The organism is Deltaproteobacteria bacterium, from assembly GCA_003696105.1.
Lineage (GTDB): Bacteria > Myxococcota_A > Polyangia > Haliangiales > J016 > J016.
The window spans coordinates 26,559-39,336 of record RFGE01000209.1 but is presented as its reverse complement, the minus strand read 5'-3'; the positions used below and the strand labels follow the sequence as shown (position 1 = coordinate 39,336).

Genomic DNA, 12,778 nt, shown 5'->3' with positions numbered 1-12,778 from the left:
CGTCTCGGCCTCGGCTCCGGCGCGCACCCTCAACCCGTGTGGGCCGGCCGCTTCACGGCCGCCCGGCAGCGGCGCGGCCGGCGGTCGCGCGCTTGATCGCGTCGCGGAGCGACCGTGCGCGCTCGAGCGCGGCGCTCGCATCGGCGCCTCCGTAGCTCGCCGCGTAGTACAGCTCGGTGAGGGCGGTGAACGGGTCCGCCCCCGGGGCGCCGGCCGCCGCGACCGCGCGGGCGAATTCGCGCGGCGTCGCGGCCGGCTGCCGGGGGATGCCCCTCCGCTCGTAGCGGCGCGCCGCAGCCAGCCACACGCGTGCGAGCGCGGCCGGCCGGCCCGGCCGCGGCCCGCCCCCGAGCGCCGCGGCGTTGCGCCGGCGCAGCCACAACAATAGCCCGGCGATCGCGGTGGCGATGGCGGCACTGGCGCCGATGGCGCCGCGGTGCCTGCGGGCCCAGTCGCGCGCGGCCGACACGCGGCCGCCGGCGCCGCCGCCGCGGAACGCGCGGCCGAGCGATCGAAACACCGACAGCTGTCGCGCGAGGTCGTATTCGATCACCCATTGGAACCAGCGCAGCCGCACGGTGTCCATCATGCGGTTGATCTTGTCGAGGAAGCCGGTCCCACCGGGACCGAGCCGACTGGCGTCGTCGGCCGGCGTCGGGTCGAACGTGACCCAGCCGATCGTCGGAAAGTAGACCTCGACCCAGGAATGGGCGTCGCCGCCGCGTACCGCGATGTAGTTGCCGTACTCGTTCCACTCGCCGCCGAGAAACCCGTTGACGTTGCGCGCCGGGATGCCGACGGCGCGCAGCAGGATCGCCATCGCCGACGAGAAATACTCGCAGTGGCCCTTCTTGCGCTCGAACAAGAAGAACTCGACCGGATCCATCCCCGCCGGCGGCGCGCGCATGTCGAGCGTGTAGCTGTACTCGCTGCGCAGATAGGCCTCGATCGCGCGCGCCTTGTCGTACCAGGTTGGAGCATCGCGGGTGATCGTCCGCGCCAGGTCGATCACGCGTGGCGACAGGTCCGCCGGTAGCTGCAGATACACCCGATAGGCTGCGAGCGGGTGGTCGGAGCCGGCGGGCGGCAGCGCGGTCGGCGCCTGGCGCAGCAGGGACGCAGGCGGCGGCTCCGGGTCCGAGTACACGATGTACTTGACGCCCGCGCCGTGCGGATAGCGGATCTCGTCGTTGCGGCCGCCGCGCGGACGGCGTGAACCGGCGTCGAACTCGAACGCCAGCGGCATCGACGCGCCGAACACGACGTCGCTGCCCATCGGCTCCAGGTAGATCTCCTGGCGGAGCGCCCCGACGTGGGCGCGCAGCTCCTCGACAGTCAGTTCGCGCGCGCGGTCGTAGCGGAGGTGTAGGCGGAAGCGTCCCGAGTTCGGGGCCAGTTCGGGCGTCACTCGCGCGCGCGGCGCGCGCGCGGACCGCCGCCAGCGCCCGCGCTCGTAGCGGTCGAAGGCGACGCCGCGCCAGTGCAACTCCGGCGCGCCACGGCCGCGGAATGGCGCGTCGACGTAGGCGCGCATCACGACGGTCGGGTCGTCTTTGATCGTGCCATGGCGGCCGAGTTGGACGTCGTCTTCGAACCCGGCGAGCTGCACGCCGCTGCGCTTCGCGGGAAAGAAGAGTCCGAGTCCGATGCGGGGGATCGCGAGGAACAACACTGTCGCGCCGACGAACACCAGCAACGAGATCACCGCCGTGCCGGCGAAGAACCGCGGTCCCACGATGCGCCGCGACTCGAGAATCCGCGCGACGGGCACGCGCGCCGATGCGTCGCCGGCGTGCTTGACGAGGAAGTTGTCCTCGATTTCCCGCCGCAGGTGAAACAGCGTGAGCGCCCAGGTCGATGTGACGACGAACGCCAGAAACAGCGCGCCGAAGCTCACGCCGGGGTTCAGCACCGTACCGGCCACCAGCATGAGAAACGACAGTACGTAGATCTGCTGGTAGTCCTTCGCGGCCCGCCGGTTGAATAGCTTGGCGACGAGCAAGTACAGCAAGAAATGTGCGCCGACGATCAGAATGTCCCAGCCCGTGAACCACACCGCGGTGCTCACGGCGAACGCCCCGACCGACGTGATCGTCCAGGCGCGGGACCATTGGTCGAAATCGACTCGCGGCGGCTCCCACCACCAACTTGCGACGATCGCCGCGGCGGCCGCGGTGACGACGGGCGCAAACAGCTCACCGGACAACGCCAGCGCGGCGAACGCCGCACCGACCGAGAGATAGGTCGTCACTTTGTGGGCGGCCGCGAACCTCACGCGCCGGCCTCCAGCACATGGGTGACGCCGGCCGGCGCACCGGCGCGCGGTACGCCCGCGGGTACGACGAGCACGTTGTCGGTGCGCGGCGGCAGGGATGCGGCGAAGGGGACGTCGGCGGTGGCGGCGGGCAGCAGCGCGAGTTCTCGCAGGATGCGCTCGAGGTGCATCGGGCCGCCCGAAAACGGCAGGGCCGCGCCGCGGGTCACCAGCCTCACCTGGTAGCCGGACGCGATGTACGCGTTGGCGAGTGACGCCGCGAGGCTGATCGCACGCTCGAGCGCGTCGCGCTCGGCGGCCCCCGCGTCGTCGGGCAGCGCGTTGTCCACGACTACGGTGGCGCGGCGTTCGGCCTCCTGTTCGTACTCGCGGACCATCAGTCGGCCGGCGCGCGCGGTGGACTTCCAGTGAATGTCGTGGCGGTCGTCGCCGTGGCGGTAGTCGCGCAGGCCGAAGAAGTCCCCGCGCCGGCCGATCTGACGCGACGCCGTTTCGCCGAGCGCGTGGGCGCGCGGCGCCGGCGGCGGCAGCGGACGAACTTCCGGGTAGACCAGTAACTCGACGGGATCTTCGATGTAACGCGACTTGCGAAACAAGTTGAACGGGTAGCGACTGGCGACGCGAACCCCGTCGAATCGGACGAGCCCGCGCCGCCCGATCGTGTGCCGATACGACGTGCGCTGTGCGCGCCCCGGCGGCACTTTCAGGAAGTAGCAGGTTTTGTCGACTCGAGTGCCATCGGCGACGTCTTCGACCTCGAGCGAGTACGACGACAGCCCGCGCTTGAGGTTGTCGACCGCAATCTCCATCAGAAACGGCCGGTTCGCGAACACGCGCGGCGGCGGCCGGCGGTGCACGCGAATGCCGCGCAGAGACATGTCCGACATGGCGCCGGACGCGACGATGGTCGACAGCAGCCAGCCGAGCACCAGGTAGAGCAGGTTGTTGCCGGTGTTGATCGCGGCGAGGCCGACCGCGACGGTGATGAACACGAAGTAGCGGCCCTCACGGGTGATCTCGAGCCGGCGTGGCGGTCGCAGCCGCCGCCACAGTCGGCTCCACCACGGGCGCTTGGTCACGGCGATGAGCGTAGCAGATAGCCGGCCGCGCACCGGCGGTGCGCGCGCGGCGTGCGCGGCGAACACCCTCCCGTCACAGCGGCACCGGAATGCGCGCGAGGATCTCGGCGATCGCCGCTTCGGCTTCGTCTCGCGCGCGTCCGATCGACTCTTGCGCCGCCGCGAGCACGACGCGGTGGGCGAGGGCGGGCAGCGCGAGCTGCTTGAAGTCGTCGGGTATGCAGTAGTGGCGGCCTTCGACCAGGGCAAAGGCTTGCGCCGCCCGGTGCCACGCGATCGCGCCGCGCGTGGACACGCCGATCGCGAGAGCCGGCGACGATCGGGTCTCGTGCACGACGCGCAGCGCGTAGTCGATCAGCTTGTCGTCGACCGACACGTGTTCGACGCTGGCCTGCAGTGCGAGGATCGTGGCGTGATCGATCACGGGCTCGAGCTCCTCGACCGGATCGACGGCGCGACGGGTCTTGAGAATCTCGCGCTCCGTGGCGGCGTCGGGGTAGCCGATGCGGATGCGCAACAGGAACCGGTCCATTTGCGATTCCGGCAGCGGATAGGTGCCGAACTGCTCGGCCGGGTTTTGCGTCGCGAGCACGAGAAACGGTTGTTCCAGCGGGTGGGTGCGGTCGTCGACGGACACGTGGCCGTCGCTCATCGCCTCGAGCAGCGCGGATTGCGTTCGCGGTGTCGTCCGGTTGATCTCGTCCGCGAGTACGACGTTCGCGAAGATCGGCCCCTTGCGGAACTCGAAGGTGTGCTCGTCCGGGTCGTAGATGGACACGCCGACGATGTCGGACGGCAGCAGGTCGGACGTGAACTGGATGCGCCGGAATGTGCCGCCGAGCGACCGCGCGAGCGCGCGGGCAAGGGTGGTCTTGCCGACGCCAGGAATGTCCTCGATGAGCAGGTGGCCGCGCGCGAGCAGGGCGGTGAGCGCGAGCCGGATCGCCTCGGGCTTGCCGCGGATCGCTCGGCTGACGTTGGCGACGATCGCGCGGAGCGCCTCGGGCGCTCCCTCGGGCACGGGCAGGGGCTTGGCTGCGGAGGAGTCCGGCACGAGCCGTCAGTATAGCCGTGAACCGCGCGCCGGCTCGCGGCCGAAAACGCGGAGGCGGGACGCGCGCGTCGCGCCCCGCCTCCGCGCCGGCCGCCGCCGGTGTTGGTTCGCCGGTTACGCCGCGGCCTTGAGCTTCTTGATCTCCCCGATCAGCTCGGGGATCGCCTTTTCCCAGGTCGACACGAGCCCGTAGTCGGCCACCTGGAAGATCGGGGCCTCGGGATCCTTGTTGATCGCGACGATGACCTTCGAGTTCTTCATGCCGGCCAGGTGCTGGATCGCGCCGGAAATGCCGACCGCGATGTACAGCTTCGGCGCCACGACCTTGCCGGTCTGGCCGACCTGGAGGTCGGCGGGGACGAAGCCGGCGTCCGTCGCCGCACGGGAGGCTCCCAGTGCCGCACCGAGGAGGTCACACAGTTGCTCGAGCACCTTGAAGTTCTCGCCGTTTTTCATCCCGCGGCCGCCGGCGACGACGATGTCGGCGTCGTTGAGGTCCGGTCGCTCGCTCTTGGACGTCTCGAGGCGCACGAACTCGGCGCCGAGCGGGTCGATCGGACCGGGATCGGCCGTCGCGACCGTGCCGGGGGAATCCAGCGGCGTGGCCGGCTCGACCTCGGACTGGCGCACCGTGAGGCACTGCAGAGGGGACCGCAACTCGACCGTGACGTACGCGTTGCCAGCGAGAACGGGGCGCCGGTACGTGTTCCCCGACAACACCGCGGAGATCTCCGAAGCCATCCCGCAGTCGAGCAGGCCGGCGACGCGCGGCACGACGTCCTTACCGGTCGACGTCGCCGTCGCCACGATCACATCGCAGCCGTTGTCCTGGGCCGCTTTGGCGAGGATCGGCGCGTAGGTTTCGGCGAGCGCGTGTTCGAGCGCCGCATCGTCGACGACGACGACCTTGTTCGCATAGCGGGCGGCGTCGGCACCGGCGTCCGCCACGCCCTTGCCGATGAGGATCGCGATCACCTCGCCGCCGTGATGCCCGGCGACCTGGCGCGCGACGCCCAGCGCCGCGAGCGCGCTCGAGCGGAGGCTGGATCCGGTCGTCTCACAAAACGTCAGAACGTTGCCCATTGTCGTGCCTCCTCAGATGACCTTGGCTTCTTCGTGCAGCTTCTTGACCAGCGTCTGGACGTCCGGGACGATCTCGCCGGCCGCCCGCGGCGGGGGCAGTTCATACGCGCCGTCGACCACCGTGACCGTCGTGTCGATGCCGAGATCGGCGAGCGCTTTCGTGTCCATCGGTTTCTTCTTCGCCTTCATGATGCCCTTGAGCGACGCGTAGCGCGGACCGTCCTGGTACTCATGGCTGTCCGGCGTCACGTGGTTCGTGACGCTCTTGGGCTGCACGATGCGCAGGTCGACCGTGACCACGCCGGGCAGTTTGAGCTTCTTGTATTCGACACCGGCGTCGACTTCGCGCCCGACGGTGATCGACGACTTGTCTTCCGCCAGGTCGAGAAACGCGGCAAAGGTCGCCTGCGGCCAGGTCAGGCGCGCCGCGAGCATCGGGCCCACCTGGCCGGCGTCTCCGTCGACCGCTTGCTTGCCCATGAGGACGAGATCGGGCTTCTCGTCGGCGACGATCTTGGCGAGCGCGCGCGACACCACGCCGGCGTCGATCGCGGCGTCGTCGGTTGTCACGTGAATCGCGCGGTCGGCGCCCATCGCGAGCGCGCTGCGCAGCTGTTGCGCCGCGTCCTCGGGGCCGAGGGTCACGACGACGACTTCGCCGATGCGGTCGCCCGTGTCCGCGTTCTCCGTCAGGCGCAGCGCGGCCTCGACGGCGTACTCGTCGAACGTGTTGACGACCCAGTTGGCGTTGCTGAGGTCGGGCTTCCCGTCCACGAGCTTGATCTTCATCTCGGGATCGGGAACGCGCTTGATCGGAACGAGGATTTTCACGGGGTCCTCCTTGTCAGCGGGGTCCCAGCGGGACCGTTGTGCAGTCGTTGTCCGCGCGGCGGCGAGGTGCGGCGCGCGGCGAGTCGATTGCAGAGTCTGTGGGCCGTGGCGGCGTCATGGCGAACACTCATCCGGGGCGACGGCGAGGCCGTGGAGCATCATCTGGCCGAGCTGTTCGGCCGCGCGCACGATATCGAACTTCTCGTGGCCGCCCAACACCCACGCGAGCACGAGTTCGTCGATCGCGCCAAACAGCGCGCGAGCGGCCACCGGGGCCGGCACGTCCGCGCGCAGCTCTCCGTCGGCCTGGCCGCGCTCGATGATGCTCGACAGTGTTCGCAGGAATTCGGCGAACCGCGGGTTGGCGTACTCCTTCATGAACTTGCTGCTCTGGCGCAGCTCGATCGTGAGCACCTCGGCGACGTGCGGCTGGTCGCGCGCCAACTCCGCGTAGGCGTGCAGGAACGTCCGCAAGCGGTCGGCCGCGGTCGTCTCGGCCGCGACGCGCTCGGCGAGCTGCCGGTTGATCCGCTCCATGCGGGACTCGAACAGCGAGATCAGCAGGTCGTCCTTGCTCTTGAAGTACAGGTAGATCGTGCCGTCGGCGACCCCCGCGTCGCGCGCGATCTCGGCCACGCGCGCGTTGAAAAACCCGTGGCGGGCAAACACGCGCTCGGCGGCGTCCAAGATGCGCTCTCGCTTGTCGCCGCCCTGCGGCCGGTCCCCCGCGCGGCGGTCCGAGGGTGAATGAGCCGTCATTCAGGCACCTCATACCAACCTTGACGCATGGTGTCAATGGCTTGCATTCGCGTCTCGCGGGGGCTAAAACCTCGAAGTGCTAAGGATTGTTGCTCTCGCGGCCGCTGTGCCGCTCGTCGCTGGCGCCGCGTGCCAGAAGAAGAACGGCACCGCGCGGGACGACTACGAAGGCGTCGTCCGCGCGCTCGACGTGGCCGAGCCGCCGGCGGCTGCCGCGGCGGCGCCGGCGGCTGCCGACGTGCCGGGCGTCGACACGTCGAAGTTGTCGGCGGCCGAGAAAGCGCGGTTCGCCAAACTCCTCGACCGGCTGCAATCCCCGTGCGGCAAGGCCCACAGCCTGCGCAAGAGCCTCACCGACGACCCATCGTGCAAGCGCGCGCGCTTCGCCGCCCGGTACGTCGCGATGCTCGTTCACGAAACCGACGACGACCTGACCGTGCGCGACTACTACGACGCGCGCTACCGCACCGACAAGCGATACACGTTCGACACGTCGTCGGCCCCGCATCTCGGGCAGCCGGGCGCGCCGATCGCGATCGTCGAGTTTCTGGACTACGGTTGACCTCACTGTGCGGCCGTTCGGCCGGTGCTCGACGAGGTCGTCGAGGCGTATCCCAACGACGTGGTCGTGTATTTCAAGCACTTTCCGCTGTCGACGCATCCGCACTCGGAGGCGGCGGCGCGCGCGGCGGTCGCCGCGCATCGCCAGGGGCGGTTCGCGGACATGCACCGGACCTTGCTCGAAAACCAGACGGCGCAGACGGACCAGGACATCCTTCAGTACGCCGAGCGGCTCGGCCTCGACATGGAGCGGTTCAAGCGCGATTGGGCCGACCCGGACGTCGCGGCTCTCGTGCGCAAGGACAAGGAGGAGGGGCTCGCCGCCCACGTGGAGGGCACTCCGACGTTGTTCATCAACGGGGCCCTGTACTCGGATCCGCCGGCGCTGCCGTTCCTGAAGGATTGGATCGAGGAGATCTTGTCCGTGAATGGCTGACCGGACACCGCCGTCACACCGCAGGAGGTCGACGCCAATGGCACATGTTGTACGCACCGCTGTCTTCGCTGCCGCGCTGGGGCTGATCGCGACGACGTGGATGGCACCGCCGGCCGTTGCCAAGGTTTCCAAGGGCGATCGCGCGGCCGAACTCGGCGGCGTTCGCGATCGAAAGAACCGCAAGATCCGCCTGCGCGACTATCGCGGCAAGGTCGTGGTCCTCACGTTCGGCGCGAGTTGGTGCAAGCCGTGCGGCAAGGAGCTGCCCGCCTACGAGAAGCTGGCGCGCAAGTTCAAAAAGCGCGGCGCCAACGTCGCGTTCGTCGCGGTCAACATCGACAAGGACCGCCACAATGCCGACGCGTTCATCAAGGCGTCCGGGCTGTCTGCGGTCCGCGTCGGCTACGACCCCAACGGCAACGCGGTCGAGACGTACGCGCCGGACACGATGCCGACGACGTACATCATCGGGCCGAAGGGCATCGTGCGGCACGTCCACGCCGGCTACGAGTCGGGGGACGAGCGCGACGTCGAGGCCAAGGTCCAGGCGCTGCTTTCCAGGTAGCGCCGGCGGCGCGGCGGCTCACGCATCCTGCTGTGCGCGCAGGGCTTCCGCCGGGTAGTGCCGGCGGCGCGGCGGCTCACGCATCCTGCTGTGCGCGCAGGGCTTCCGCCAGGTAGCGCCGGCGGCGCGGCGGCTCACGCATCCTGCTGTGCGCGCAGGGCTTCCGCCTGGTAGTGCGCGCGCAGCGCCTCGATCGTCTCGTCGAGATCGCCGTCGAGTATGGCCGGCAGGTTGTGCCGCGTATGGCCGATTCGATGGTCGGTCATCCGATCTTGCGGGAAGTTGTAGGTGCGGATCTTTTCGGACCGATCGCCGCTTCCGACCATCGACCGGCGCGCGTCACGCTCCTCGGCCTCGCGTTTTTGTCGCTCGAGGTCGAGCAAGCGCGCGCGCAGGATGCGCAGCGCCTTGGCCTTGTTCTTGTGTTGCGACTTTTCGTCCTGGCAGATCTGGATCAACCCGGTCGGAATGTGGTGAATGCGCACGGCGGAGTCGGTCGTGTTGACCGATTGGCCGCCCGGACCCCCGGCGCGCATCACGTCGATCTCGAGGTCCTTCGGGTCGATCTTGATGTCGATCTCTTCGGCTTCGGGCAGCACCGCGACCGTCGCTGCGGACGTGTGAATGCGCCCCTGCGACTCGGTCGCGGGTACGCGCTGCACGCGATGCACGCCCGACTCGTATTTGAGCTTGGAATAGACACCGTCGCCCGAGATGAGCACGATCACCTTGCTCACCCCGCCAGCCGGGCCTTCGCTCATCTCCATCAACTCGGTCTTCCACCCCTGCCGCTCGGCGTACCGCATGTACATCCGGTACAGGTCGCCGGCGAACAGCGCCGCTTCGTCACCGCCCGTGCCGGCGCGGATCTCGAGCATCGTGTTCTTGTCGTCGTTCGGATCCTTGGGCAACAGCAACAGCTTGAGCCGGTGCTCGAGGTCCGGCAGCGCCGCTTCCAGCCGCGACAGCTCGTCGCGCGCGAGCGCCTTCATGTCCGGGTCGTCGGCGTCGCGCGCGAGCGCTTTGGCCTCGTCGATCTCCGTGATTGCCTTGCGGTACGCGGTCCACGCGCCGAGCAGCTCGGACAGTTCCGCGTGCTCCTTCGACAGCTTGGCAAACTCGGCGCGGTTGGCAATGACCGCCGGATCGCCGAGTCGGGCTTCGACGTCGCCGAGCCGGCGGGCGAGGGCGTCCATCTTCTCCGCGAACTGAGGCGAGTCGAACATGGTGACTCAGGCCGCGAGCGGCAGGTCGATGGCGTCGGCGCTCGGATAGACTTCGACGCGGCCGATCGGAGGCGCGTCGCCGCCGCGCTGGGCTTCGCGCCACAGCGTCTTGCGGATGGACAGCAGCGCGATCTCGAGCTGATCGTCGGTGGGCTCGCGCGTGGTGATCTTTTGCAGCCACATGCCGGGGGCGGCCAGCGCGCGCGCGACGCGACTGGTGTCGCACTTTCGGCCGGACAGCTTGATGAGTTCGTACGACAGGCCGGCGACCGGGAACATCAGCGGGAGCTTGATCAGGATCTTGAGCGCGTGGTCCGCTGCGACGTGAGACGACAGCGGGAACTGGAGCACCGCGCTGAACAGCACGATCGACACGCCGATGACGATGAGCAAGAAGGACGTCCCGCAGCGCGGGTGGAAGCGGCTCTGCGCGCGCGCGTTGTCCACGGTGAGCGGCAGTCCCTTTTCGTACGTGAAGATCGCCTTGTGTTCGGCGCCGTGGTACATGAACACGCGCCGGACATCGTCCATGAGCGAGATGGCGGCCATGTAGCCGATGAGGAGCGAGAGCTTGACGGCGCCGTCGACGAGGTGGAACACCACGGACGACGCACCGAACCCGAACAGCTCGCCGAGTCCCCACGCGGCCAGGTGAGGCACCCCGACGAACAGCGCGAGGCCGAACACCAGCGACACCGCGACCATCCCGTAGGTCGACCAGGAGGTGCGCTCGCGGCCGCCGGCCGACGCCGCGCCGAGCGACCGCGGCTTGCGGTGCGCGTCCTGCTCGGCCAGTTGCTGGTCGGCAGAGAACGCGAGCGCCGACAATCCGTTCCACAGGGACTCGAGCAGCACGACCGCGCCCCGTAGGAACGGCCAGCGCAACACCTTGGCGCCCGCCCACAGCGGCTGCCACTCCTGTTCCTTGATCACGATGGTGCCGTCCGGGCGGCGGCACACCACGGTGAAGGACCGCGGCGAGCGCATCATGACGCCTTCGATGACGGCCTGCCCGCCTACGTCGAACTTCGGCGTACCGACCGATTCGGTGTCCATCGACACCCGAGTTTACTTCTTCTTGGTGCGGCCGTACTTCCTCTGGAACCGCTCGACGCGGCCGGCGGAGTCCACCAGCTTCTGCTTGCCCGTGTAAAACGGGTGGCACTTCGAGCAGATGTCGATCGCGAAGTCCCCGCGGGTGGAGAACGTCTCGTACACGGCCCCGCAGGCGCAGGTGATGGTCGATGGTTTGTAATCGGGATGAATCGGCGACGCTTTCATGGGAACGCGGGTGTATAGCAAATCGCCCCCGGCGCGTCTACGGAGGCGTCACTTGCCTCCTTTGTCCTTGAAATATATCGATTTTTCCGGATACAGCGGCCGTATCTCGCGCCCGACGCGCAGGTCGTGGACGGTCTCGTAGCGCGCGCCGAGGTCGAGCTCGAGGTAGACCTTGTGCGAGTCGTACACCCCGAAACTGGTCGAGACCACGATCTGCTCGTCGCCGACGCGCTCGAATCCGTCGGGGATCACGTCGTGGCCGTAGATGGCAATCGTGCCCCCGAGGGCGCGCACGAACGCCCGTGCGCGGTCGGCCGGCGCCGACCGCGCCCACAGGATCGGGCCGAGCACCGGCACGCCGAGGATGTCCAGCGGGCTGTCGCAGTCGAAGTGGTTGACATCGATGGCCTCGATGTCGCGCACGTCCGCGACCTCCGCCGCGGGCGCGCCGTGGGTGAACACGGCGCCGCACGGCGCCACCGCGACCAGGGCGAAGGTGTTGAACACCTCGCGCAGGCGCTCGGATCGCTCCGGGCCGAGGTGGTACTCGAGCAGGGCGACCTCGTCCGCCGCGAACTTGGCGGTGTGCGGTCCCCCGATGTGGCCGTGCTCGTGGTTGCCGAGCAGCGCGTGGACGTGGTCGGGGTAGCGCCGTTTGAGCCGGACGAACTCCTCGACGAGCTCGCCGGACTGGTCCCAGTAGTATTCCCCGAGGAAATCGGGCCAGTCGTCGCGCGGGATGCGGGGGCCGTGCACCAGGTCGCCCGTAAACAGCAGGTGCGCGTCGCCCCCCGTCTCCGCGCGGGTCTTCATGAACCAATCGACGATTTTATAGTAGTCCCGCAAACAGCCCTGCAGGTCCGTACACACGAGCAGCCGTCCGTGGTCGGGCAGGCGAAGCACGCGGGCCATGGAATCGGCAGCGTAACAAAACCTGACGCGGGTATGATCGCCGCGATGCGGTTTCCGTCGGCATGGGCTGCCGCCCTACGGTCCGCGGCCGTGTGCGCGATCGCCGTCGCCGCGGCCGCGTGCGCGTTCGACCCGTCGGGCGCCGCCGATCCCGCAGACGCGTCGCGTTCGGATGCGGTCGACGCCGCACCGCCCGATGCGTCGGGCGCGGACCCGGATGCGTCCGGCCCGGATGCCGACGCCGAACCGCCGTGCCGCGACGGCGACGGCGACGGATTCTTGGCCCCGTCGCGGCCGGGCGAGGTGTGCGATCCGGTCGATTGCGACGACGAGGACGCCCGCGTCCATCCGGGGCAGACCGGCGCGTTCACGTCGCCGAAGCGGTCGGGCGACTTCGACTACAACTGCGACGGCGTCGAGGAGCCGGTCGTCGACACGACGCTCGGGGGGCCGTGCGAACAGCCGGTGTTCGGTCCGTGCGGTGGAACCGGCTGGCTCGACGCCGTGCCTTCGTGCGGCCAGGTCGGCACCTGGCACCGGTGCGAGGCCGGGCTGTTTTCGTGCGACGAAACCGAGCGCGCCGAGGCCATCATGCCGTGCCGGTGACGGCGCTCCCGGAGGCTGTTGCGTCCGGGCGCGCCAGGGAGGTTGGGCGATGCGCGGCGAGGTTCGGCGCACGCCCGCAGCGCACGAGGGCACGTATCCCCATACGGTAC

Annotated in this window: 14 protein-coding genes; 4 read left to right on the top strand and 10 right to left on the bottom strand. The window is 69.1% G+C overall.

Going from position 1 to position 12,778, the window contains the following annotated elements; all coding sequences use genetic code 11:
• Positions 1–52 precede the first annotated feature (52 nt).
• From D6689_14060 to D6689_14035, 6 genes are all read right to left on the bottom strand, one after another.
• Positions 53–2,275, bottom strand: coding sequence for a DUF3488 domain-containing protein (locus tag D6689_14060; GenBank protein ID RMH40409.1), 2,223 nt, complete (start codon positions 2,273–2,275; stop codon positions 53–55).
• Positions 2,272–3,420: a DUF58 domain-containing protein gene (locus D6689_14055; protein RMH40408.1), complete on the bottom strand. Its 1,149-nt coding sequence runs from the start codon at positions 3,418–3,420 to the stop codon at positions 2,272–2,274. The genes D6689_14060 and D6689_14055 overlap by 4 nt, the downstream gene beginning before the upstream one ends.
• Positions 3,421–3,427: 7 nt before the next feature.
• Entirely contained in the window at positions 3,428–4,381 is a 954-nt protein-coding gene (locus tag D6689_14050; GenBank protein ID RMH40412.1) for a MoxR family ATPase, read from the bottom strand.
• Positions 4,382–4,522: 141 nt separating this feature from the next.
• Entirely contained in the window at positions 4,523–5,491 is a 969-nt protein-coding gene (locus D6689_14045) for an electron transfer flavoprotein subunit alpha/FixB family protein (GenBank protein ID RMH40407.1), read from the bottom strand.
• Positions 5,492–5,503: 12 nt separating this feature from the next.
• The gene (locus D6689_14040) at positions 5,504–6,322 is read right to left on the bottom strand and encodes an electron transfer flavoprotein subunit beta/FixA family protein (protein ID RMH40406.1); all 819 of its coding nucleotides are present in this window, start codon (positions 6,320–6,322) and stop codon (positions 5,504–5,506) included.
• A 114-nt stretch (positions 6,323–6,436) separates the two neighbouring features.
• Positions 6,437–7,081: a TetR/AcrR family transcriptional regulator gene (locus D6689_14035; GenBank protein ID RMH40405.1), complete on the bottom strand. Its 645-nt coding sequence runs from the start codon at positions 7,079–7,081 to the stop codon at positions 6,437–6,439.
• Positions 7,082–7,187: 106 nt separating this feature from the next.
• Between D6689_14035 and D6689_14030 the strand changes: the two genes are divergently transcribed.
• The 3 genes from D6689_14030 to D6689_14020 are packed head-to-tail and all read left to right on the top strand — an operon-like array spanning position 7,188 to position 8,643.
• On the top strand, positions 7,188–7,643 hold the full coding sequence (locus D6689_14030) for a hypothetical protein (GenBank protein RMH40404.1): 456 nt from the start codon (positions 7,188–7,190) through the stop codon (positions 7,641–7,643).
• Between the two features lie 24 nt (positions 7,644–7,667).
• Entirely contained in the window at positions 7,668–8,078 is a 411-nt protein-coding gene (locus D6689_14025; GenBank protein RMH40403.1) for a hypothetical protein, read from the top strand.
• Positions 8,071–8,643, top strand: coding sequence for a TlpA family protein disulfide reductase (locus D6689_14020; protein ID RMH40402.1), 573 nt, complete (start codon positions 8,071–8,073; stop codon positions 8,641–8,643). Before D6689_14025 ends, D6689_14020 begins: the two co-directional genes overlap by 8 nt.
• Positions 8,644–8,777: 134 nt before the next feature.
• On the opposite strand, the gene prfA is transcribed toward D6689_14020, so the two are convergent.
• The 4 genes from prfA to D6689_14000 are packed head-to-tail and all read right to left on the bottom strand — an operon-like array spanning position 8,778 to position 12,062.
• The gene (gene prfA / locus D6689_14015; GenBank protein RMH40401.1) at positions 8,778–9,869 is read right to left on the bottom strand and encodes a peptide chain release factor 1; all 1,092 of its coding nucleotides are present in this window, start codon (positions 9,867–9,869) and stop codon (positions 8,778–8,780) included.
• A gap of 6 nt (positions 9,870–9,875) precedes the next feature.
• Entirely contained in the window at positions 9,876–10,925 is a 1,050-nt protein-coding gene (locus D6689_14010; GenBank protein ID RMH40400.1) for a DUF1385 domain-containing protein, read from the bottom strand.
• Between the two features lie 12 nt (positions 10,926–10,937).
• Positions 10,938–11,150 carry a 50S ribosomal protein L31 gene (locus tag D6689_14005; protein RMH40399.1) on the bottom strand — a complete coding sequence of 71 codons (213 nt, stop codon included), beginning with the start codon at positions 11,148–11,150 and terminating at the stop codon, positions 10,938–10,940.
• Between the two features lie 48 nt (positions 11,151–11,198).
• Positions 11,199–12,062, bottom strand: a complete 864-nt coding sequence (locus tag D6689_14000; GenBank protein RMH40398.1) for a serine/threonine protein phosphatase — start codon at positions 12,060–12,062, stop codon at positions 11,199–11,201.
• Between the two features lie 45 nt (positions 12,063–12,107).
• Between D6689_14000 and D6689_13995 the strand changes: the two genes are divergently transcribed.
• Complete coding sequence (locus D6689_13995; GenBank protein ID RMH40397.1) at positions 12,108–12,668, top strand: hypothetical protein; 561 nt, start codon at positions 12,108–12,110, stop codon at positions 12,666–12,668.
• Positions 12,669–12,778 lie beyond the last annotated feature (110 nt).